27 protein-coding genes are annotated in these 23,582 nt (G+C 26.2%); 9 read left to right on the top strand and 18 right to left on the bottom strand.

Annotated elements, in window-relative coordinates:
* Window positions 1-58: 58 nt before the first annotated feature.
* From B0175_RS06230 to B0175_RS11360, 4 genes are read left to right on the top strand one after another with little or no spacing between them, the layout of a single operon-like run.
* A complete protein-coding gene (locus tag B0175_RS06230) occupies window positions 59-1,411 on the top strand; it encodes a TolC family protein (RefSeq protein WP_108527776.1) in 1,353 nt (450 codons plus the stop codon).
* A complete protein-coding gene (locus tag B0175_RS06225) occupies window positions 1,408-2,133 on the top strand; it encodes an efflux RND transporter periplasmic adaptor subunit (protein ID WP_108527775.1) in 726 nt (241 codons plus the stop codon). Before B0175_RS06230 ends, B0175_RS06225 begins: the two co-directional genes overlap by 4 nt.
* Window positions 2,120-3,682, top strand: a complete 1,563-nt coding sequence (locus B0175_RS11365; protein WP_108527774.1) for an efflux RND transporter permease subunit — start codon at window positions 2,120-2,122, stop codon at window positions 3,680-3,682. Before B0175_RS06225 ends, B0175_RS11365 begins: the two co-directional genes overlap by 14 nt.
* A complete protein-coding gene (locus B0175_RS11360; RefSeq protein WP_108527773.1) occupies window positions 3,679-5,334 on the top strand; it encodes an efflux RND transporter permease subunit in 1,656 nt (551 codons plus the stop codon). The genes B0175_RS11365 and B0175_RS11360 overlap by 4 nt, the downstream gene beginning before the upstream one ends.
* A gap of 7 nt (window positions 5,335-5,341) precedes the next feature.
* Here B0175_RS11360 and B0175_RS06210 read toward each other — a convergent pair whose 3' ends face one another.
* Window positions 5,342-5,941, bottom strand: a complete 600-nt coding sequence (locus B0175_RS06210; protein ID WP_108527772.1) for a pyridoxamine 5'-phosphate oxidase family protein — start codon at window positions 5,939-5,941, stop codon at window positions 5,342-5,344.
* 89 nt (window positions 5,942-6,030) lie between these two features.
* On the opposite strand from B0175_RS06210, the gene B0175_RS11315 reads away from it, so the two are divergent.
* The 4 genes from B0175_RS11315 to argC all read left to right on the top strand — a co-directional run bounded on the left by B0175_RS11315 (window position 6,031) and on the right by argC (window position 8,978).
* Window positions 6,031-6,456 carry a GntR family transcriptional regulator gene (locus tag B0175_RS11315; RefSeq protein ID WP_228156074.1) on the top strand — a complete coding sequence of 142 codons (426 nt, stop codon included), beginning with the start codon at window positions 6,031-6,033 and terminating at the stop codon, window positions 6,454-6,456.
* A gap of 8 nt (window positions 6,457-6,464) precedes the next feature.
* Complete coding sequence (locus B0175_RS06205; RefSeq protein WP_228156078.1) at window positions 6,465-7,397, top strand: aminotransferase-like domain-containing protein; 933 nt, start codon at window positions 6,465-6,467, stop codon at window positions 7,395-7,397.
* Window positions 7,398-7,425: 28 nt separating this feature from the next.
* Window positions 7,426-7,947 carry a GrpB family protein gene (locus B0175_RS06200; RefSeq protein WP_108527771.1) on the top strand — a complete coding sequence of 174 codons (522 nt, stop codon included), beginning with the start codon at window positions 7,426-7,428 and terminating at the stop codon, window positions 7,945-7,947.
* A gap of 77 nt (window positions 7,948-8,024) precedes the next feature.
* The gene (gene argC / locus B0175_RS06195) at window positions 8,025-8,978 is read left to right on the top strand and encodes an N-acetyl-gamma-glutamyl-phosphate reductase (RefSeq protein ID WP_108527770.1); all 954 of its coding nucleotides are present in this window, start codon (window positions 8,025-8,027) and stop codon (window positions 8,976-8,978) included.
* A 299-nt stretch (window positions 8,979-9,277) separates the two neighbouring features.
* Here the strand turns inward: argC and B0175_RS06190 are convergent, their stop codons facing one another.
* From B0175_RS06190 to B0175_RS06110, 17 genes are all read right to left on the bottom strand, one after another.
* A complete protein-coding gene (locus B0175_RS06190) occupies window positions 9,278-11,608 on the bottom strand; it encodes a TonB-dependent receptor (protein WP_108527769.1) in 2,331 nt (776 codons plus the stop codon).
* 136 nt (window positions 11,609-11,744) lie between these two features.
* A complete protein-coding gene (locus B0175_RS06185) occupies window positions 11,745-12,713 on the bottom strand; it encodes a FecR family protein (RefSeq protein ID WP_108527768.1) in 969 nt (322 codons plus the stop codon).
* Window positions 12,713-13,186 carry an RNA polymerase sigma factor gene (locus B0175_RS06180; RefSeq protein WP_108527767.1) on the bottom strand — a complete coding sequence of 158 codons (474 nt, stop codon included), beginning with the start codon at window positions 13,184-13,186 and terminating at the stop codon, window positions 12,713-12,715. The genes B0175_RS06185 and B0175_RS06180 overlap by 1 nt, the downstream gene beginning before the upstream one ends.
* Before the next feature lie 65 nt (window positions 13,187-13,251).
* Window positions 13,252-13,713, bottom strand: coding sequence for an N-acetyltransferase (locus B0175_RS06175; RefSeq protein WP_108527766.1), 462 nt, complete (start codon window positions 13,711-13,713; stop codon window positions 13,252-13,254).
* On the bottom strand, window positions 13,703-14,305 hold the full coding sequence (gene yihA, locus B0175_RS06170) for a ribosome biogenesis GTP-binding protein YihA/YsxC (protein ID WP_108527765.1): 603 nt from the start codon (window positions 14,303-14,305) through the stop codon (window positions 13,703-13,705). The genes B0175_RS06175 and yihA overlap by 11 nt, the downstream gene beginning before the upstream one ends.
* Window positions 14,305-14,799 carry a lipopolysaccharide transport periplasmic protein LptA gene (lptA, locus tag B0175_RS06165; protein ID WP_108527764.1) on the bottom strand — a complete coding sequence of 165 codons (495 nt, stop codon included), beginning with the start codon at window positions 14,797-14,799 and terminating at the stop codon, window positions 14,305-14,307. Before lptA ends, yihA begins: the two co-directional genes overlap by 1 nt.
* The gene (gene lptC / locus B0175_RS06160) at window positions 14,799-15,341 is read right to left on the bottom strand and encodes an LPS export ABC transporter periplasmic protein LptC (protein ID WP_108527763.1); all 543 of its coding nucleotides are present in this window, start codon (window positions 15,339-15,341) and stop codon (window positions 14,799-14,801) included. The genes lptA and lptC overlap by 1 nt, the downstream gene beginning before the upstream one ends.
* Complete coding sequence (locus tag B0175_RS06155; protein ID WP_108527762.1) at window positions 15,332-15,829, bottom strand: KdsC family phosphatase; 498 nt, start codon at window positions 15,827-15,829, stop codon at window positions 15,332-15,334. The genes lptC and B0175_RS06155 overlap by 10 nt, the downstream gene beginning before the upstream one ends.
* On the bottom strand, window positions 15,826-16,398 hold the full coding sequence (gene hisB, locus B0175_RS06150; RefSeq protein WP_004509164.1) for an imidazoleglycerol-phosphate dehydratase HisB: 573 nt from the start codon (window positions 16,396-16,398) through the stop codon (window positions 15,826-15,828). The genes B0175_RS06155 and hisB overlap by 4 nt, the downstream gene beginning before the upstream one ends.
* Before the next feature lie 8 nt (window positions 16,399-16,406).
* On the bottom strand, window positions 16,407-17,351 hold the full coding sequence (locus tag B0175_RS06145; RefSeq protein ID WP_108527761.1) for a septal ring lytic transglycosylase RlpA family protein: 945 nt from the start codon (window positions 17,349-17,351) through the stop codon (window positions 16,407-16,409).
* Window positions 17,335-18,594, bottom strand: a complete 1,260-nt coding sequence (locus tag B0175_RS06140; protein WP_108527760.1) for a lytic transglycosylase domain-containing protein — start codon at window positions 18,592-18,594, stop codon at window positions 17,335-17,337. The genes B0175_RS06145 and B0175_RS06140 overlap by 17 nt, the downstream gene beginning before the upstream one ends.
* Before the next feature lie 35 nt (window positions 18,595-18,629).
* A complete protein-coding gene (locus B0175_RS06135; protein ID WP_108527759.1) occupies window positions 18,630-19,418 on the bottom strand; it encodes a TatD family hydrolase in 789 nt (262 codons plus the stop codon).
* A gap of 13 nt (window positions 19,419-19,431) precedes the next feature.
* Entirely contained in the window at window positions 19,432-19,737 is a 306-nt protein-coding gene (locus B0175_RS06130; protein ID WP_108527758.1) for a hypothetical protein, read from the bottom strand.
* 52 nt (window positions 19,738-19,789) lie between these two features.
* The gene (gene hslU / locus B0175_RS06125) at window positions 19,790-21,118 is read right to left on the bottom strand and encodes an ATP-dependent protease ATPase subunit HslU (protein ID WP_108527757.1); all 1,329 of its coding nucleotides are present in this window, start codon (window positions 21,116-21,118) and stop codon (window positions 19,790-19,792) included.
* Window positions 21,119-21,125: 7 nt separating this feature from the next.
* A complete protein-coding gene (hslV, locus tag B0175_RS06120; protein ID WP_004509157.1) occupies window positions 21,126-21,662 on the bottom strand; it encodes an ATP-dependent protease subunit HslV in 537 nt (178 codons plus the stop codon).
* 5 nt (window positions 21,663-21,667) lie between these two features.
* Complete coding sequence (gene rplI, locus B0175_RS06115; RefSeq protein WP_108527756.1) at window positions 21,668-22,114, bottom strand: 50S ribosomal protein L9; 447 nt, start codon at window positions 22,112-22,114, stop codon at window positions 21,668-21,670.
* A 73-nt stretch (window positions 22,115-22,187) separates the two neighbouring features.
* Entirely contained in the window at window positions 22,188-22,814 is a 627-nt protein-coding gene (locus B0175_RS06110; protein ID WP_108527755.1) for a recombinase family protein, read from the bottom strand.
* A gap of 210 nt (window positions 22,815-23,024) precedes the next feature.
* On the opposite strand from B0175_RS06110, the gene B0175_RS06105 reads away from it, so the two are divergent.
* Window positions 23,025-23,579, top strand: coding sequence for a UbiX family flavin prenyltransferase (locus B0175_RS06105; RefSeq protein WP_108527754.1), 555 nt, complete (start codon window positions 23,025-23,027; stop codon window positions 23,577-23,579).
* Window positions 23,580-23,582: the final 3 nt, after the last annotated feature.

Raw genomic sequence — 23,582 nt, 5'->3', positions numbered from 1 at the left:
TATTGATTTCTCTTTTTTTTAAGCTATAATTCCTAAATTAGATTATTTAGGATTATTTATGATAAAAAAGATTTATTTATCTTTTCTAATTTCTACATTATGTTACTCACAAAGTATAAATTTTAATGAAGTTTTACAACAATCATTAGAAAATAGCAAAGATTTAAAAAAACAAGCATTAAATATTGATTCGATAAAACAAGATTATAATATAGTAGATGGAATAAATTATGGAAAATTATCTATTTCATCTGAAGTTAGTAGAACAAATCATGCTGGATATGTTTTTAATTCAAAATTATCTTCAAGAGAGGCAACATTTAGAGATTTTGGATTTTCTCAAATGAACGAAGGTATGGATATAATTCCAAAAGATTTAAACTATCCAAATGATAGAACAAACATCAACTCTTATGTAAGTTATGACATTCCTCTTTTTATGGGATTTAAAATAGAAAATCAAAAAGATATTCTAAAACTTCAAGAAAAAGCAAACGAACTTTTATATAATCTTGATAAAAAGAATTTAGAGTTTGAAATACTAAAAGCTTATAATGGCACAGTTGTAGCTAAAGATTTTGTAAAAGCTTTAGAAAAAGCAAAACAAACTGTTGAGTTTATTTATGAAGGGGCAAAAGAGTTTCATAAAAATGGACTTGTAACGAAAATTGATGTAAATGAAGCAAAAGTTTATCAATTAAATATCAATTCAACACTAACTGAAGCAAAAAACAATTTTAATTTAGCTCTTGCTTATTTAAAATATCTTACTTCAAATGAAAATATTACAGATGTTGAAAACCTTGAAAATATATATTTTGATTTAAAAAACTTTGATGAGTTATATAACAATGCACTTGAAACTAGAGATGAAGTAAAAATGCAAAACATCACAATTGAAGCAAATAAAAAAAATATTGATATACAAAAAGGTTTATATTATCCAACTGTTTTTTCACACTTAGAATATGGTGTAAATGATGATAGATTCACTGCTTCAAAAGACAAGGATTATTATATTGCTTTAGTTGGTATATCACTAACTTTATTTGATTCTTCGCGAAGTGCTTATCTTGAAAAAAGTAAAATTGAACATCTAAAATCTACTTTAGACTATGAAAAACTAAAAGATGGAATAAAACTTGAACTTGAAAAAGCTATTTTAGATTATAAAGCTAAACAAGAAATTTTAAAAGAAAAAATTGAGGCAAAAAATCTAGCATTTGAAGTTTTAAATCAAGCAAATCTCCAATATAAAAATAGACTTATTTCTATGACAACCCTACTTTCACAAGAAGCAAATTTTAGAAAAAGTGAATCAATGCTTATAAATGCTAAATATGAAAACTCTTTGGCTTTAGCAAAACTAAATCTTGTTTTAGGACAAAACTTGAATAAGGATGAAAAATGAAAAAATTATTATTAATACAACTACTATTTATAAATCTTTTTGCAACAACTTTAGAACTTGATGGAATGGTTGAATCTGAAAATGAAAAAGTAATCTCAAGCAAAATGATGGGATATATCACAAAAATAAATGTAAATGAAGGTGATAAGGTAAAAAAAGGTGATATTTTATACGAAATTGACGCTTCAAATATTTCATACAATGCCGATATATTAAAAAATCAAGTAAAAAACCTTGAATTAAATCTAAAAAGATACAAAAATCTTTTAGATCAAGACTTAGTTTCAAAGTATGATTATGAACAACTTGAGCTAAATTTGATAAGTGCAAAAGCAAAATTAAGTGAACTAAATGCTCAATATGATTATTTAAAAATCAAAGCAACAAATAATGGACTTATAGTAAAAAAATCTATTAAAGAAGGTGAAATGGCTATGCCAGGTATGCCTCATATGATTTTAACAGATTTAGATTCTTTAATTATAAAAACAAATATTGCAGAATCTATGTTGAAAGATATAAAATTAAATCAAGAAGTAAAAATAACTATTCCTTCACAAAATTATGAAAGTATAGGGAAAATAGTAGCAATCTTTCCAAATGTTATCTCAAATACACACTCATTTACACTCAAAATTTCATTTGACAAAAAAGATTTTAATATTTATCCAAATATGTATGCAAAGATATTTATGCAAATAGGTTCAAATGATGAACAATAATCTTAATATTGCTGGTCGTACTGCTAAAGCATTTATCAATCATCCTTTAACTTTTATTTTAGGAATTTTTATACTTATTTTAGGATATTTTTCACTTCTTATTATGCCAAAAGAGGAAAATCCACAAATCAAAGTAAGTGGTGGAGTTGTAATAGTAGCACTTCCAGATGCAAAAGCAAGTGAAATTCAAAAAGTGATTATAGAACCACTTGAAAAAAAAATCAAAGAGATAAAAGGAGTTGAACATATTTACTCTTTTGCAAAAGATTCAGTAGGAATTGTACAAGTTCAGTTTTATATAGGCGAAGATAAAGAGATTTCAAACTTGAAACTTTATGACCAAGTTATGAGAAATATGGATTTAATGCCTAAAAATGCTATGCAACCAATAATCAAAACTATGGATATAGATACGGAAATTCCAATAGCAACTATTGCATTTTATAGTTCTAAAAAGAATAAAAAAGAGTTGATTTCTCAAACAGAACTTTATAATGAAGTTAGTCGTTTATCAAAAGAGATAAATAAAATAAAAAATGTTGCACTTGTGGATTTAAAAGGCGAAAAAAAAGATCAATTTAATATTTTAGTTGATATAAACAAACTCTCATCTTATAATTTGGCTCTTGCTCAAGTTGCAAAACAAATTCAAGCGCTATCATATAATACTCCAAATATAAAAACTTCTACAAATAACAATGAATTAGTTGTATTTGGGATAAAACAAGCTATTGAAAGTGTAAAAGATTTAGAAAATTTAATTATTGCGTATAACTATCAGGCTCCAATATATTTAAAAGATATAGCAACAATAGAAAAATCTTATGATATTCAAAATAAAAAAGAAGCCTATATTTATTTAAAAGATGAAAATGGAAATTTTGAAGAAAATAATCAAATAACACTAAGTGCTTCAAAACTAAAAGGTTCAAATTCAGTTATTATAAATGAAGAGATTTTTGCTTTTATGGAATCACAAAAAGACAATTTATTAGCAAAAAACATAAAATATACTATTACAAGAGATGATGGTTATACAGCAAATAATGCTGTAAATTCTTTAGTAAAAGATTTACTTGTTTCTATTATAATCATCTGTATTTTGCTTATTTTCACTTTAGGATTTAAAGAAGCTATGATAGTTTCTCTTACTGTTCCTATGATTTTGTCTCTTACACTTTTTGTAGGTTTTATGTTAGGAGAAACAGTAAATAGAATCACACTTTTTGCTTTGATTGTTTCACTTGGAATGTTAGTTGATGCAGCTATTATAGTAATAGAAAATATCCATAGACATAAACATGAAACACCAAATTTAGATATAGAAACTTTGGCTATAACTGCAACAAATGAGATAGGAAATCCTACAAATATAGCAACTATTGCTATTATCATGGTATTTATTCCAATGTTTTTTGTTGGAGGTATGATGGGACAATTTATGCACCCTCTTCCTGTATTTGTACCTATTTCTTTAGCTATTTCACTTTTTGTAGCTTATGCTTTTACTCCATATTTTGTAAAAAAATTTTTGGGAGATAAAAAATGAGACTAGAAAAATTTATTTTAGATATTTTAAATAATAAACAAAAATCTCTTTTAGTTTATTTTATAACTCTTATTTTATTTATTTTAAGTATTTTGACTTTTCCACTTGAAATAACAAAAGCAAAAATGCTTCCAAGTAAAGATTCTGATACATTTTCAATTTATGTAGATTTAAAAGATGGTTCAAGTATAAAACAGACTAAAGAGCTTGTAAATTGTGTTGTTAACAATCTTCAGAATGAAGAGAATATCACAAATATATCAGCTTTTTTAGGAGTTGGTCAACCTTTAGATTTTGCGGCTTTAGTAAAACAAAGTGCTTTGAAAGATAAAGAATCTCAAGCTGAAATAGTTGTAAATATAAAAAAAGCAAAAGAACGAAATATTTCAAGCTACAATCTTGTGAGTAATTTAAGAAAAAATGTTCAAGAAAAATGTTCTTTATATGAAGCAAATATCAAATTTATCGAACTTCCAGCAGGTCCGCCTGTTCTTGCTTCTATTGTTGCAGAAATTTATGGTGGGAATAATTTTGAAAGTAGAAGAGATTTTTCTTTAAAAATTGCAAAAATATTCAAAAATCAAAATACTTTAGTTGATATAGATGTTTTAGCTGATAAAGATTTTGTAACTTATGATTTACACATAAATAGCAATAAAACTATTATGAGTGGAGTTGATTTAGAACATTTGAAAGCAACTTTATTTTTAGCTTTTGAAGGTATGAAAATATCAGTTATAAATGATAGAAATGCCCAAAGTCAAATTCCTATTTTTATAAGACTTGATGATTCAAGAAATCTTGAAAAAAATAGTAAATTAGCACTAAATGCTAAACTTCAATCTTTAAAAATCATGAACAATTTAGGACAAATGATAAGTATATCAGAACTTGTAAATATAAAAGAGTCAATAAAAGAGCCAACTCTAACTTCAAAAGATTTAAATTTGATGATAAATGTAGTAGCTGAAACTTCTAAAGATAGTCAAATTTATCCTTTACTTGATGCAAGAAATGAGATGTTAAACTCTTTATCAAATGATTATGAAATTATAAAAACAAATATGTTAAATCTATCTTTTATAGATAAAAAAACCAATGAGAGATTTGATTTAGTTTTTGATGGAGAGTTAAAAGTAACAATTGATACATTTATTGATTTGGGAACAGCTTTTATTATCGCTTTAGTTTTGATTTTTTTACTTATGGTTATTTATTATAAAAGTTTTGCTCTTTCAGGAGTTATTGTTTTATCGAGTTTCATTTCAATTATTGGAGTAATTTTTGCCCATATTATTATGGATTTATTTACACATGATACTTTTTATTTAACTGCAACTTCACTTATAGGATTTATAGGACTTATAGGAATAAATTCAAGGAATTCAACTTTGATTATAGACTTTGCAAAACAATTAATTCATGAAAAAAATCTAAATATAAATGAAGCCATAGCAAAAGCAGCAGCAACACGTTCAAAACCAATTATTTTAACTGTTTTAGTTTTAGTATTTGCAAGTAGTTTGATAGCAAATGATGCAGTATTTGGAGGACTTGGAGTTGCATTAATAGGAGGAACACTTATCTCTTATGTTGTTTCTATGTTTTTTGTACCAGTTATCATAAAAAATCAGTTAAAAAAGATTATTTAAATCTTTTTTAACTATGTATTTTCATCTGTTTTATAGTTTCATTATCTATTTGTGAATTTCTATTTTTTAATTTTTCTAAAAATTTATTTTTTCTCTCTTCATTTAAGTTTTGCCCTACTTTTATTTTACAACTTTGAGTTTCAATCTTTAACTCAATAATTGCTGTTTTATCAAGCATTTTTGTGTACATTGCTTTATTATAAGCAATTTTTTCAAAACTATCTTCGTTTTGAAACTTTTTCATCAAAGCATTTAAAATATCAGCTTTTTTATCTCCATCTTCTATAAAACTCAATTTTCCTTCAAGCAATACTGAAGCAAAAAATTGAGTTGCAGGACAAGCTGCCATTGTATCACTAAAATATGAAGGTATAAATGAATAAGGTTTTACTACTAAAAAAGCTGCATTTGGATTTGATTTTATAGCTTCAATCTTTTTCCCTTCTTTTGCTCCATGAAAATATATTGCATTATTATATTCTACAAAATTCAAAGCAACAACATAAGGTTTTTCGTCACTTATAAGACTTAAAGTTCCATATTCACAAGCTTTTAATATTTCATCTATACTATTTTTATCATTTATATTAAATTCATCTCTTCTCATCTTTTTCCTTTTTAAGTAATTATTCGTATAATATCAATATTTTGTACCTAATAAAAGATACACTTTTTAGTTTTTTAATAAGGACAGTTATGTATAAATTTGATAACAATTCACCTCTTTATATTCAACTTTATGAACAAATGAAAAATGAAATAAAAAATATGCTAAAAGCTGGAGTAAAACTTCCTTCCATAAGAAAAATAGCAAATGATTATAAACTTAGTAAAACAACTGTTCAAACTGCTTATAATCAACTTTGTTGTGAAGGATACATACAAAGTTTTGAAAAGAGTGGTTATTATGTTTGTGAAGAGATTTACCAGAAATTCAACTCTCAAATTGAAAATAAAAAAGATAGAATAAAAGAAGAGAAAAACTATAAAATAAACTTTTTTCCTGCAAGTCTTGATAAAAATTCTTTTCCAAAACAAACGTGGTTAAAACTTTATAATAAAGTTGTAAAAGAAGATGTTCATTATGGAGTTTATTCAAATTTCAAGGTGATTATGAGCTAAGAAAAGAGATAAAAAAATATCTTCTAAACTCAAGAGCAGTTTTGTGTAACACAGAACAAATTGTCATCACAAATGGATTTTCTAATTCTATGTTTCTTTTAGCAAATATTTTAAAAAGAATTTCAAATAAAGTTGCTATTGAATCTCCTGGATATAGAGTTGCAAGAAAAGTATTTGAGTTATCTTCTTTTGAAATAAATGACATTCCTGTAAATAAAGATAGTTTAGATTTGAATTTTTTAGAAAAAAGTGATTCAAAGATTTTATATACAACTCCTTCACATCAATTTCCAACTGGAGTTACAATGCCAATTGCAAATAGAATAAAACTTATAAATTGGGCGAAGAACAATGATGCTTTTATCATTGAAGATGATTATGATAGTGAACTAAGCTATTATAATCGCCCTATTCCTTCTATGCAAAGTTTAGAAAATAGTGATAGAGTTATCTATTTAGGTACTTTTTCAAAAGCTCTTTCTCCTGCTTTGAGAGTATCTTATATTGTTTTGCCAAACTGTTTATTGGATATTTATCATGATGTTTTTGATTTTGTATTTTCACAAATTCCAATAGATATTCAAAAAACATTAACACTTTTTTTAAAAGAAGGTTATTGGGAAAAACATCTTAGAAAAATCAGAAATTCAAATAGAAAAAAACATAACTTAATGAAAGAGTATTTAAAAATCTATTTAAAAAATGAGATAAAAATCTTAAGAGAAGGAAGTGGATTAAACTTTTTGATAAAACCACTTGTAAATATTGATTTAGAAAAGCTTGAAAAAACAGCCCAAGAAAAAGATGTAAAAATCTATTTTAAAGAGTTTTTTAATCTTGAAAAAGTCATAGCTTTAGGATTTGGTGGTTTTGAAGAGTTTGAAATAGAAAATGCAATAAAAACTTTTAGTGAAATTTGGTTTGAAGTTAAAAGAGTTTAAAATAATTTTTTAGTAAAAAGGATATTTATTGGAAATCTTAAAATATGAAAAAATAGAAGCTTCTTTTAAACCTTGGAATGAGGATTATTTTGCAGTTGCAAAAGCTTTGATTGAGTTTATCTCTACAAAAGAGTTTGAAGTTATACATATTGGTTCAACTTCATTTATGGTTGGTGGAAAAGGAATAATTGATTTATCAATTTTATATAAAAACAATGATTTAAACAAAGCCGTAAATCATATAAAATCTTTAGGTTTTCAAGACCAAATAAGCCAAAAACCTTTTCCAAAAGAACGTCCTAGAAAAGATGGAATGGTTATTTTTAATAATTCAAAATATATTATTCATCTGCATGTTATAGAAAACAATTCAATAGAGTATATAAAGCAGATAAAATACAAAGAATATATGCTTTCAAATCCAAGTGCAAGAAAAGAGTATGAAAACAAAAAATTAGAGATTTTGAAAAAAGGAATAATTGAACAAGAAGCGTATGGAAAAGAGAAATCTCCTTTTGTAAAATCAATTATTACTAAAATTGATATTTAACTACACTTTTAAATCACAAAAAAGAACCTTTTAGCTAAACTAACAAAAAATTAATTATGATAAATTTTGAGGAAAAAATGAAATATAAAATATTTGTAGATGGACAACATGGAACAACAGGATTAAAAATCCATGAGATGTTAGATGGACGTAATGAAATAGAACTTTTATCTATAAAAGAAGAAGAAAAAAAAGATTTAAATAAAAGAAAAGAGCTTTTAAATAGTGCTGATTTAGTATTTTTATGTCTTCCTGATGCTGCTTCTATTGAATCAGTTAGTTTAATCACAAATGAAAATGTAAAAGTAATCGATGCAAGTACAGCTTTTAGAACAAATCCTTCTTGGACTTATGGAATTCCTGAAATTACACCAACTCAAAGAGAAAAAATCAAAAACTCAAAACGAGTTTGTGTTCCAGGATGTCATGCAAGTGGATTAATCATTGCTATGAAACCTTTGATTGTAAATGGGATATTAGCAAATTCTCAGAAACTAATTTGCCATTCAATTACTGGATTTAGTGGTGGTGGAAAAGCTATGATTGATGATTATGAAAATGGAAAGTTTGAAGATATTGGAGGTCAAAGACCTTATGCTCTAACACTTCACCATAAACATCTTCCTGAAATGAAATATGTTTTAGAGTTAGATGAAGCTCCACTATTTACGCCAAGTGTTGGAAACTTCAAACAAGGTATGCTTGTTATGAGTTATTTAGTTAAAAAAGATTTCAAAAAAATAGTTTCAAGAGAAGAAATTTTAGATTTATATAAAAACTATTATAAAGATGAACTTTTTATAAATATTGTTGAAAATAATGATTCATATCTTGATGCAGGACTTTTAAATCCTATGAAATGTAACAATACAAATAGTTTAGAGATTTCTGTTTATGAAAATGATACTGATATGGTTGTTATCTCAAGACTTGATAATCTAGGAAAAGGTGCAAGTGGAGCTGCTGTTCAATGTATGAATATCATGCTAGGACTTGAAGAATCTAAAGGCTTAGAAATAAAAAAAAGCTAGAAGTTAAAAACTTCTAGCTTTAGGTTAAGTTCTAACAAAAAAATCTATATGTTCTTCGAATGAAATCATGAATTTTATAGCAAAATGAGACTAATCATAAAAATAATATTTATGTGAACAAGGAAACGAAACACATAAAATATAAAACGCTATAAAATTCATAAAGTTAAGCTTATAAAATAAGTTATAAACTTAAGTAAAGAAATTATAAACCACAAATATTAATATAGAATTAACTATAAATTAATAAATTTCTACACTTAAATTTATAAAGAGAGAAACTCTCTTTATTATATTTGTTAAAATTCCATTTTCATGGAAAATGCAACAGTTCTTGGATCACCTAAATATATATTGCTAGCCCAATAATCTTTATCAGTCAAATTTGATACATTTAATAAAAATGTTGTAGGATATTTATCTAACTTAGTTTTGTATCTAAGTCCAGCATCATATAAAGTATAACTTGGAATCTTATCTGTATTTGTAGTATTTCCATATTTTTCACCAGTATAATATGCTCCACCAGTTACAGTTAAGCCTTGAATTATAGGAATATTATACTCTGCATAAAGTTTTGCCATTTTCGATGCTGCATTTGTAGGCTTTTTACCTTCTAATGCAGGATTATTTGATTCTGATACTTCAATATCCATCAAAGTTCCTCCACCAAATAAAGTTAGATTATCAGTAACTTTTCCTGTTACTGTAAGTTCTAACCCTTGGTGAATTTGTTCACCATCTTGAACATATTTTGGCATAGGAGTTGCCAAATCTGAATATTGATTTGCTTTTTCTATTCTAAATAAAGCACTAGTTAATAAAATACTTTCATTTACTGAATATTTTGCTCCAATCTCATATTGTTTACTTACAAGTGGGTCTAAGATTTCACCTGCATTTGAATATGTATCTGCTACAATTCCTCCCGTTTCTAAACTTTCCATATAAGTTATATAAGTTGTTAAATCTTCAAGAGGTTTATACATCAAAGATAAAGTTGGAGTAAGTTCTGATTTATCATATTTTGAACTTTGTATACCTGCACTATAACTTGTATTTACCACTGTAGCGTAATTAAATCCAACTAAAGCACTCCATTGATCATTAAATACTATATCATCACCAATAAGAATATTTTTATATTGTGTTTTTGAAAGTGGTAACATTTCACTACTTGGAATAATTATATTAGGAATAGATAAATTCTTTATATCATTTAATGAAATTGCAGATAAACTAGTACCAACGGCCCAATTTCTAGTTCTTGAATATTTATAATAATTTTCTGAATAACCAGTAGTTAAAAGATGATTTATTCCAAAAGTTTCAAATTTACTATCTAAATATAAATTTCCTGCATAACTTTCAATTTCTTGTGGACGAGAAGGGTATTTATAATTATCAACATCATATAAACCATCTGTTCTAGTATATATAATTGTATTTCCAATCAATCCTCTATCTGATTGCTCATAAAGAAGTGAACTTCGAAGAGTAAAAGTATCATTTATGTTCCATTTTAAATTTGACATTACTCTATCATTTTCTTCATCCACTGAAACCCAATCTGCTGTATAACTTTTGCTAGTATCAATTTTAGGTCGAATAGTATTAGAACTAACATTAATAATAAGCTTTTGATTTGTTCTTTTTAATTCTCTATGAGCATAGTTTAAATCTATAGTAAAATCATCAGTTGGTTTATAATCAAAAACTACACTTACAAATTTTTGCTCTTTTCCTACATCTGCTACACTATCTCCATCTTGATATAAGGCATTGATTCTATATCCAAAAATCTTTTTTTCATCTATTTGCCCACTTAAATCTACATGTCCATAGTATTGCTCACCACCGTAGTTTCCTATTTTTATACTTCTTTTATCTTCCAAAGTTGGTTTTTTTGTTACATAATTTACAGCCCCTCCAACTCTTCCGCCACCATATAAAAACCCAGTTGCTCCACTAATTGTTTCAACTCTTTCTAAATCTTCCATTGTTGTAAAACTATAAAAATCTGCCAATGGCATTCCATTAACAACACTACTATTTGAAGAGAAACCTCTTATAACATTATAATAGTTTCCTGATGGTTGGTCTCCACCATCTTGAGTAATAGGATTCATTTTAAAGATTTGTGCCATATCATTGGCTTGAACATTTTCAATAAGTTCTTGAGGTATTACACTCATAGAATAAGGTGTATCTTGTAAACTTCTTTTTCCCCATAGTCCAACACCTGTTATATCTTCACTTAAATATCCATTTTCAGCTGTTCCAGTTTTACCACTATTAACTGAAATTGGCTCTAAAACTGTACCTTTTCCTATAGTTTTTTCTTTTATTATTACAATAGCTTCATTTTGAATAATAGCTTTTAGTCCAGTTCCTTCTAAGATTTTGTCTAAAGCTTTTTGAGTTCCCTCGATATTTTCTATACTATTAACTTTTTTTGTTTCAAGTATCTCATCATTTGCAATATACGATAAGTTTGATTTTTTCGATATAATCTCCAATGCCTCTTTTAGAGTTTTATTTTGGATTGTATAAACTTCATCGGCAAATAAGTTCACACCAAAAACTAAAGCTAAACTTGAGGCAACTAATGCGTGCTTTGAAAACTTCATTTTCTTCCTTTATTTAATAAATATTTTGAGAATTGGTATCTCTAATATATTAAACGAATGAAATCAAAAAAACGGACATCATTTTTAAAAGAATTTTGAAATTTATCTATATTCTTTAAAATATTAGAAAAATTCTTTATTTTTTACTAATTTTTATTATATTTCCATCTTTTGTCATTTTAACTGGATAAATCATCTCTATTGATTTTAAAAAGCTATCATAGTGTAAAGTTGAAAATTTTCCTGATATTTTTAATTGTGATAATTTTTCATCTTCAAATATCATTTTATTATTTGAGTATCTTTCAAACATAGAACTAGCATCTTCTAAACTTGTTTTATTAAACTTTATTAAATCATTTTTCCAAGTTGCTATTTCATTTGTATCTATTGTATTTTGAACATAAACTTTTTTTTCATTATTTAAAATAAGAGACTGAGATTTTTCAAGTTTAGCTAAAGTTTGAGTTTTAAAAATATTTGCCACATAACTCACCTGAACAACTCCTTCTAAAACATTTATTAGTGTTTTATTATCAAAATTTATCACTTCAAATTTTGTTCCTAAAACTTCAATCAAAGTATTTTGAGTTTTTATTAAAAAAGGTTTAGCTTTATCTTTTGATACAGAAAACATAGCATTTCCATCTTCTAAATCTATGACTCTTTTTGTATCAAAATAACTTATTTTTATTTGCGATTTTTTATCTAAATCTATTATAGAATTATCTGGAAGTATAATATTCAAAATTTTTTCATTTGCACTTACAAAACTTTGAGTAAAATTTGGAATAAAATATCTTTTTATTTCATAACCGCTAAAAACGATAGTAAAAAGTATAGCAACTGAAGCTGAAATATATTTAAAATTAAAATATGATTTTTGTTTTATATCTTTTAAAACTTCATCTTCAAGCTCTTTTATAAAATCATCATCTAAAGATAAACAATCATCTATTAAATTTCTATTTTCTTCATATATTTTTTTGTGATGTTTATTTTCAAGCCAAAGTTCAAACTCTTTTTGTTCAAAAAAAGTTAAACCTTCTTTTTGTCTTATAAGCCAAGAATTTGCTTGTTTTTCTATCTCATTTTTTAAATTCATTAGTAGTCTTTCTTCATTTCATCTTTGATTTTCAAAATAGCTCTTGAGATGTTTTTTTCAACAGCATTTACACTTATATCTAAAATTTGAGCAATTTCTTTTCTTGTATAACCTTTGTAATAATAAAAAACAAAAGCTTTTTTTTGTTGAGGAGGAAGACTTTTTATACATTCTCTTAGTTTTTTCTTTCTAATCTCATCGAGTATCAACTCTTCTGTATAATCATCAAGATCAATAAAATGTTCATTTTCTTCAAAAGAAGTTTGTAATAAAAGTTTATCTTTTCTTATTTTATCAATTACTAGATTTTGAGCTATCTTATATAAATATGCTTTTTGTATCTCAATATCAGAATTTTTTGCTATTTCAAAAACTTTTGCATACGTTTCTTGTGTTAAATCTTTTGCTAAAGCTTTATCGCCTGTGAGTTTAAAAATATAATGACTTATCTCTTTATAATATTGAAGAAGCAAAACGATTATAACCTTTATATAATTTTGAGAATTAATCTTATAATCTATTTTTGCTTTAAAGAAGTTTAAATATCAATTACCATCGCTATTTCATTGCAAATAGGAAAAAGCTTACATCTTATGCAGTCAGCCCAAATCTTTTGTTCAGGAATATCTTCTTTTGCTATTTCTCTAAAACCACAACTTTCAAAAAAACCTTTTTCATAAGTTAAAGATAAAACTTGTTTTATTCCATACTCTTTTGCTTCGTTAATACAGGCTTCTACAAGCTTTTTACCCAATTTCAAACCACGAAATTTTTCACCTACAACTAAACTTCTTACTTCTGCAAGTCTTGGAGAATGAATATGAGTAGCTGTAAATCCAGCCATTTGTCCATCAACTTCAACAATAGTATAAGAACGAATTGTTGTAGCCATCTCATCTTCAGTTCTTAAAAGAATTTTTCCTTTTTCTACTTCTTCTTTTACTAACTCTTGCATAGCTTTAATATCAGCAACTGTTGGTTTATAAAATTTAATTTCCAAATAAATATCCTGTTATTCTATCTTGAAGGTCAATTATACCTCTTTTTTTAAGATTTGATAAAAAAATTCCATCAGGGTAATCTCGTTTTAGTTTTGATAACTCACTGCTATTTAGTTTATCAATCTTTGTAAAAGCATTTATAATTATTTGATCGCCTCTTTTTATCTCTTTTAAAAATTCATCAACATTTTTATCAATTTCAAGTTCAGGGTGTCTTGAATCTATTAGATGAACAAAAATTTGTAAATTTGGTCTTAATTGCAAATATCCTGTTAGATTTCTATTCCACTCTGCTTTTAAACTTTTTGCCACTTTTGCATAACCAAAACCTGGTAAATCTACAAATCTAGCAAATAAATATGGAGTTTCTTCACTTTTTGTTTTAAATTTAATCTCAAAATAGTTTATAAGTTGAGTTTTCCCTGGAGTTGAAGATGATTTTGCTAAACCATTTCTAGAAGTCAAACTATTTAACATTGAAGATTTTCCTACATTTGACCGACCCAAAAATGCAACTTCAGCAACATTTGGTGCAGGAGAATCATTTACACTTTGTGCAGATTGCAAAAACTTTGCATCAACAATAGTCATTATTTTGTTTCCTTATTACCACGTTCAACATTGATGATAAATTTAACTGGTTTATTTTCACTACCTTTTACTTTTGCTTCACCACTTAATTGGTTTACATAAATTGTATCACCATAAATTTTTCTATCATCATTTTTTTCATGAATAAATCCATTTCCAAAAATTGTATATTCTTCTTTTTGTGGAGAATAGATTATTTTATCACCATTTCCAACGTAATGTTTGTCTTTTGTAACAATTTCAAAATCAGCTTTTCCAGTTGCTTCATATCTTAATGGTGTTTTATTATTTGTTTTTTTATCAGTTTCAAAAAATACATCAACTCTTTGTGCATTCAATTTATCTTCACCCATTTTTATTTTTACATCACCTGTAAAAATAGAAATTCCTTTTTTATCATCTGCTTGAAAATCTTGTGCATCAATTATCAAAGTTTCACTTTGTGCAAATAAAAATGTAGAAGTTAAAACCATCCCTATTAAATATTTTTTCACTATTTTTCCTTTTTAGTTTTGTTTAAATCTATTTCAAAATGAGCATTTTTAGATTTTATATTGCTATTGTTTAAATCTAAATATAAATTTGTTCCTTTATATGAGTGCGAATTATATACACTTTCAAAAGGTTTATCATTTTTTGCAATTTTGTTAATATCATCATATATCAAATAATTTGTATTTATTTTTATAAAATCATCTCTTTTATATTTTACATTATCAGTTAAAGTGTAAATTCCACCTCTTTTAACTATTTTATCAGCATTTAATCTTTCATTGTTAAAATCTTGTGAGGGATCTTGATTTTTTAATATTATATCTGCATTAAACATTTCATCTCTATTTTCATATCTTACTGCATTTGATGCAATTACAACTCTATTTACGCTATTTTCATTTAATGTATACATAACTGGTTTTTCAAATATCAATAAAGGAATATCTTTGTTATCTTGATTTTTATTTATGTTAGTTGTAGGAATAAAATAAACAATAAATGCCACAACTAAAAGAGTTGTTATAAAAGATTTTATTGCCATAAACTTAAAAATTCCTCTTCTAAATTATCTTCTTTTAAAATATATTCAATCATCTCTCTAACAGCACCATTACCACCTTTATTTTGACAAACAACATTTACAAAACTTTTTATATAATGGCTTCCATTTGCTGGAGTAAAAGAAAGTCCTACTTTTTTTAACATTTTATAATCGTTTAAATCATCACCAATAGCTGCAACTTGATTCCAAGATAAATTTTCTTCTTTTAAAATATTTTCTAAAACTGCTTGTTTATTTTCAACACCTTGATAAATATGCGTAATATGAAGTTCTTTTGCTCTTCTTTCAGTAATTGAAGAATCTCTTCCTGTAATTATCGCAGCTTTTTTACCTAAATCTTTTGCCCAAGAAGCTATTGCTAAACCATCTGCAACGCTAAAAGATTTTAGTTCTTCACCACTTGTTGAATATGTAATTTTACCATCTGTTAATGTTCCATCAACATCTAAAACAATCAATTCAATCATAAAACACCTTTTGTACTAGGAATTCCTAATTTTTCATTTTTTACTAAAGCCCGTCTAAGAGCTACAGCAAATGCTTTGAAACTAGCTTCTAAAATATGGTGTTTGTTTCTTCCTCTATCTTGAATAATATGAACTGTTAAACCAGCATTTCCTGCAACTGCATGAAAAAATTCTTCAACAAGCTCTACATCAAAATCACCAACTTTACCACTTACATTTACTTCATAAACTAAAAAAGGTCTATTTGATAAATCTAATGCACATGTAGTTGCTGCTTCATCCATAACGACTGTTGCATTTCCATATCTTTCAACTGCAGAAATTGGGAATATTGCTTTTTTTAAAGCTTGTCCTAAAACTATTCCACAGTCTTCAACTGTATGATGCGCATCAATATGTAAATCACCACTACAAGTTAAATCAATATCTATTCCACTATGTTTAGATAAAGCTTCTAGCATATGATCAAAAAAACCAACACCAGTATTAATGTTGATTTTTCCACAACCATCTAAATTAAGTTTACATTTTATATCTGTTTCTTTTGTTTTTCTATTTATTTCTACCATTTTTTATCCTATTGAACAACCATTGCATTTGTTAAATTATTACTATTTTTAAAATTTTGTGCTTCGTCATAAGAACTAAATCCTCTTATGAAAACTCTATATATACCACCATTTTCTACATATTCAACTTTTTTAGAAGGAAATTTCTTTTGATAAGTACTTTGTGTTTGTTGAGCTCCTGAAACTAAACTAAATGCTCCAACTTGAACACTAAAGTTACCTTTTACATTTGCCTTTTGTGTATTTTTAACAGTTGAAGAAACTGTATTAGATACACCAGTATTAACTGCTTTTCCAATATTATTTGATACTTCCGTTGTTGTAATAATATCATCTTTTAGATCTAAAGATTCTGTTCCACCACTAAATGCTGTTGTAGAGTTTATTGGTGATTTTTCTGTTAAAACATCTGGTGCTTGATTATTGTTTATTTCACCGTTATATCCAAGAACTGTTATTTGAACTTTTGCTGTACCTTTTCGTACCATATCAATTTCATGTGCTGCTTTATTTGATAAGTCAATAATTCTTCCATTAACAAAAGGACCTCTATCATTTATCCTAACTATTGTTGATTTTCCATTATCTAAATTATCAACTTTTACAACTGTATTCATAGGTAAAGTTTTATGAGCTGCTGTCATAGCGTACATATTATAAATTTCACCATTTGATGTTTTTTTTGCATGAAAATCAGGACCATACCAAGAAGCAACACCATTAAATCTGTCACCTACTCTTGCGATTTCTGGATAATATTTTATACCAAAAACTGTATAAGGTCTCATTGTTGCTCTATGCATAGCAAGTGAATTATTTATACTTGAATTATGTGTATCTTTATAAAAACTTGAATAGTCATAAGTAGTACTTTTTGAAGAACATCCTGTAAATAAGAATATGCTAAAAAGTACGAAAAATAGAATAGTTTTGAAATTATTTATAAATTTCAATTTTTTCTCCTATTTTTAAAAAATTTGATTTTTTCTTATTGTCTTTTTTTAATTTTGCAACACTTACTTTATATTTTTTTGAAATAGAATCTAAAGTATCACCTTCTTTTACAACATGTTGAATTTTATTTGGTACTATTTTTTTATTTTCAACTGCTTTTTTTACTGGTTCATTTTTTGCTTTTGATGTTGGTTGTTTTTGAACTTCAACTACCGTTGTTGCTTTTATATCATTTATTACGGAATTATAAATATCTAATTTTGTATGAGGGATGTAAATATTATACACCTTTGCATTTTTAGGTAAAACTTCTTTTTTGAAGTGTTTATTTATCTCTTTAAATTCAGCATAATTCATACCAATTGCATCAGAAATATCTTTTAATCTTACACTTTTATCGACTTTTACTTTTTCTAAATTATATTTACTTTTTCTATCTAAATTTTTAAATAAATCTCTATTTGCAATCATAGACAAAGCCACAACTTTGTGAAGATAATCAACAGTTGTTTTAGGTAAATAATCTTTTTTTCCATTGTTTCTTAATAAATAAGATAAATCAAAATAGTTCTCTTTTTCACCTACCCAACGATAGATATTATATAGATTATCTATCCCTTTTTTATTCTTTTTATAATCTTCTAAATAAATTTTATAAATTTTTATAACTTTGTCATCCGCCATTGTAGGATGCTCTTCTAAATATTTATCTAAAGATGCTCTTGCAATACCATCTATTATTCTTCCTTCTCCTGCATTGTAAGCTAAAAAAGCTAGATACCATCTATCAAATCTTTTATAATATTTTCTTAAATATGTACTTGCAGCATCTGTTGATTTTATCAAGTCCAATCTTTCATCTACAAAATCATCATTTTTTAGTTTAAGATTTTTTGCAGTTTGAGGCATAAATTGCCAAAGTCCAGAAGGTCCTTTTTTATTTATTTGGTTTACGAAACTTGATTCAATTAGAGGAATAAAAATTGCAGAGAAAGGAAGATTTTCTTTTTCGATTTCATCTTTAACTATTTTACTGTTTAAAGCAGATTTTTTAAATAAACCATCGTAATGTGCAATATTTTTACTTTTAGAATATTCTTTATACGCTCTTTGTAAAGATGGTTCGTTTAAAAATGAACTATCAATGCCTAAATCTTTCAATATTTCCAAATCTAATTCACTAGGATTATCAGCAAAAAGATTATTGAGTAAAAGGAGTAATATAAAAAGTAGCTTCTTCAAAAATACCTCTTTATTTTAAGATGTATAGATTATATCTAAGAAAGGCTAGAAAACTCTTTAAATAATTTTTTTGCATTATTTGTAGTCAATTGTTGAATCTCTTCATCACTAATATTTAATAATTCTGACATTTTAGAAGATACGAATGTAGTATAAAAAGGCTCATTTCTTTCACCTCTATGAGGATGAGGAGTTAAATATGGAGCATCTGTTTCTATCAATAATTTATCTTTAGGAATTTTTGGTAAAACTTCTACAAGTTTTTTTGCATTTTTAAAAGTTAATACTCCACCTATTCCAAAATAAAAATTATGTTCAGCTAGAGGTAGTAAATGTTCACTTGCATTATAACAGTGTAAAACTCCACCAACTTCTTTTGCATTATAATCAATCAAGATTTGTCTTGAATCATTTGAAGCTTCTCTAATGTGTATTATTAAAGGTTTTTTATATTTTTTTGCAAACTCTATTTGAGATATAAATATCTCTTTTTGTTTTTTAATATTTGCAAGTTTTTCTTCTTCATCTTCAGGAAGTCTATAATAATCCAAACCACATTCACCAATAGCTATACATTTTGGATGATTTACATATTTTTCCATAATATTTTCATCATACATATCTATATCATAAGGATGAATTCCAACAGCAAAATAGACTTCATTATATTTTTCAGCTAATTTAACGGCTTGTGGTAAATCATTAAAATCAGCACCAGGGATTAAAAATCCCTTTACACCATGCTGAAGTGCATTTGATATAACATTATCGATATCTTCATAGTATTGTTTGTTGTCTAAATGACAATGAGTATCTATAATTATAAGAGTTCCTTTGTTAAGATAAGAATCTCTTATTTAGCAGGTTTATAAGATTATTTATTTGTGAAATATCTGACATTTTTATCCAAGCATCAATTCCAAAATTTTTAAAAGCATCATAATCACTTTCATCTTCAATTATCGCTATTGAAACATATTTTTCTTTAGAAATTTGATGTTTATTTTCTTCATATTCGAAAATTGTTTGAATATCTAAAATAACTATATCAGCCAATTCTCCAGTTTTTGAGTGAAAATTTTCCACATTAAACTCAGGATTAAACAAAGATTCATCAATTTCGCAAAATGTTATAACTTTCATAGAAAAAACCCCTTTTTTGTTGTTAAAATTATTGTATCAAAATATTATTAAATTATAGTATATATCTTGCCGTATCTACATTATCAACAATATCATCTAGTTTATCAGAAACAAGTTCTTTTGTAACAACTACTTTTGTACCTTTTTTTTCATCGGCTTCAAAAGAGATATCTTCAATAACTTTTTCTATAACTGTATGAAGTCTTCTAGCACCTATATCTTCAGTTTTTTCATTTGCTGTAACTGAATATTTAGCAAAAGCTCTTATTGCTTCATCATCAAATTCTAACTCAACACCTTCAACTTCTAAAAGTGCTTTATACTGTCTAAGAAGTGAATTTTTTGTATTTGTTAAAATTTTATACAATGCCTCTTCATCTAAAGCTTCAAGTTCAACTCTTAAAGGAAATCTTCCTTGAAGTTCAGGAATCAAATCACTTGGTTTTGATACATGAAATGCACCAGCTGCTATAAATAAAATATGATCTGTTTTTATTTGTCCAAATTTTGTTTGAACGCTACTTCCTTCAACTATTGGAAGTAAATCTCTTTGAACGCCCTCTTTTGATGGATCTTGTCCATTATTTTTTTTACCAGAAGCGATTTTATCAATTTCATCTAAAAAGATTATTCCACCGTTTTCACATCTTTTTAAAGCTTCAATTTTTATTGCTTCTTGGTCAAGTAAACCTTCACTTGCAACACTTCTTAATAAAATTTTGGCATCTTTGATTGTAACTTCTTTTTTGATTTTATCTTTATTTAAACTACCAAGCATTTTATTTAAACTTTCTTGCATAGAGCTCATATCAAAAGGTAAACTTGAATCAATTATTTCAACATGTGCTTTTTTAGGAAGTTCTATCTCGATTTTCTTATCATCTAAAGAACCATCAAGAAGCTTTTTTTCCATAGTATTGTATGTTTTAATAAAAGCCTCTTTTGCACTATCACTCGCACTATCAGGAAGTGGTGGAACAAGTTTTTCTATGATTTTTTTATTTACTTCATCATCAATTTTATCTTTGATTTTTTCTTCAAATTCTTTTGTTACTAGATTAATTCCTTCATATACTAAATCTCTAATCATAGATTCAACATCACGACCTACAAATCCAACTTCAGTATATTTACTCGCTTCCACTTTTACAAAAGGTAATCCCATCATTTTAGCAAGTCGTCTTGCTATTTCAGTTTTACCAACACCAGTATTCCCTATCATTAGAATATTTTTTGGCATTATCTCTTCTTGAAGTTTTGGCTCAACTCTCATTCTTCTATATCTATTTCTTAAAGCTAATGCTATTGTTTTTTTTGCATCTTTTTGCCCAATGATATAATCATCTAAATAAGCAACTATTTGCTTTGGTGTCATATCCATATTATTTTTAATCCTCTAACTTTAATATTTTTATATTTTGATTTGTATAAATACAAAGTTCTCCAGCAATCATAAGTGACTCTTTAACTAATTCTTCTTCATCCAAACTTGAGTGTTTTGCTAAAGCTCGTGCTGCAGAAATAGCAAAGTTTCCACCACTTCCAATACTAGCAATTGCTCCATCTTCTGGTTCAACGACATCACCATTTCCACTTAAAATAAATATTTTTTCTTTATTTAAAACTATCATCATAGCTTCTAATCTTCTTAAAACTTTATCTTTTCGCCACTCTTTAGAAAAAGCAATAACTGATTTTAATAAATCACCTTTACAAGCTTCTAAATGTCCTTCAAACATATCAAAAAGATTAAAAGCATCAGCTGTACTTCCAGCAAATCCAGCTAAGATTTGGTCTTTATAAAGTGTTCTAATTTTTGTTGCGTTTCCTTTTAAAACAGTATTTCCAAAAGTAACTTGACCGTCACCTCCGATTACTGCTTTGTTTTTACCTTTATATGCAAGTATCGTTGTAGCATCAAACATACAAATTACTCCGCAATTACATCAATTTTTAATTTTGCATGAATTGAATGTCCTAATTTACAATCAACTTCATAAATTCCAATAGTTTTTATTTTATTATCTAATGCAATATTTTTTTTATCAATCATAATTGAAAATTGTTGCTCTAGTGCATCACTAACTTCTTTATTTGTTACACTTCCAATTAAATGCCCATTTGCTCCAACTTTATGTTTAATTGTTAATTTTGTAGCATTTAATTTTTCAGCTAATTCTTTAGCTTGTGCTATTTCTTGTTCTTCTTTAAGTGCTAATTTCTTTTGTTCTGCTTTATGTTTATTTAATACTTCAGTCGTTGCGTGTAACGCTAAACCTTTTCCTATTAAAAAATTTTTTCCATATCCATCAGCTACTTCTTTTATTTCACCAGCTTTCCCTAAACTTTTTACATCTTTGATCAATAATACTTTCATAAATTCTCCATTTTTTGTTAGTAATTTTTATTTTACTATATTTTTTTTAAATCATAATAAAGAGGTTTTTAACCTATTTATCATTTACTTTATCTTTTATTTTTCTTTTTTTAACATAATTATTAAGCCCAATATGATTGTTATAACCTAATAATTTTGATATTTTTCTTACACTTAATCCTACACCTAAAAGCTCTTCGATTTTATCTCTTTGTAAATCAAACTTAGATTTTTGAATTGTTCCTTTTGGTTTACCTAAAGCCATACCATTTAGTTTTTTGGCTGTTAGTGCCTCTTTTGTTCGTAGACTCATCAACTCTTTTTCTAAAGTTACAGTCATAGAAATAACGCCCAAAATCATCTGAGTTAACATATCTTTATCATCTAATAAATCAAGATTTTGTTCCACAACTAAAATCCTAATTTTGTTTGATAACAAAAATTTTACAATTTCTAAAATAGTATCTATTGTTCGTCCAAAAACATTTAGATTTGCAACTACAATTATTGAGTTTTTTTCACAATTTTCTAATAATTGTAAAATATTCTTTTCTTCAGCTGGTGTGCCTATATTTATCTCAATATTTTTATAAACTTGCAAATTTTGTTTAACAATATACCCTTGAATTGCTTCTTTTTGTTCTTGAGTATATTTATCGTTATTTTGATTATTTCTAATATAAGTAAAGATTTTTGACATAATAAATCCTTTTTTATTAAGTAAATTTAAAATATTTTTTATTAAACAATATGTTTAATTTTTATCAAAAATTTATACAAGATGTTAGCACTTATAAGATTAATTCAAACTTACAAATTACTACTTTTATAATTAAAGAAATTTAATCGATTGAATTCAAAGTTGTTTTTTGATACTATCAACTTTCATATATAAAATCAAAGGTTTTCATTGAAAATAACAGTGGCAATTTCAGGTGCTAGTGGAGTTAATCTTGCTTTAAACTTTATAAAACAAATTCCAAAAGATTTTGAGGTATTTGTAGTATTTTCTAAAAGTTCAAAAAGAGCTTTAAAACTTGAAAATAATATATCAACAAAAGAACTATTTAAAGATGAAAAAAATATAACAATATTTAAAGATTCTGATATTGGTGCAAGTATTGCATCTGGTTCTTTTAAAGTTGATAAAATGATTATTCTTCCATGTAGCCAAAATACTTTAGCAAAATGTGCAGTTGGAATAGCAGATAGTTTAATAACTAGAGCTTTTACAGTAATGCTAAAAGAAAAAAGAGAGATTATAATTGCTCCTAGAGAGATGCCATTTAATCCAATTTCATTAAAAAATATGTTGAAACTATCAAAATTAGGAGTTACAATTGCACCTCCAATTTTAGGATATTATAGTAATCAACAAAGTTTAGAAGATATGGAAAATTTTTTGATTGGAAAATGGTTTGATTTATTAAAAATAGATAATACCTTATACAAAAGATGGAAATAGATT

The sequence above is a fragment of the Arcobacter lacus genome (assembly GCF_003063295.1).
GTDB classification, from domain to species: Bacteria; Campylobacterota; Campylobacteria; order Campylobacterales; family Arcobacteraceae; genus Aliarcobacter; species Aliarcobacter lacus.
This window is presented reverse-complemented; position numbering and strand designations above follow the sequence as displayed.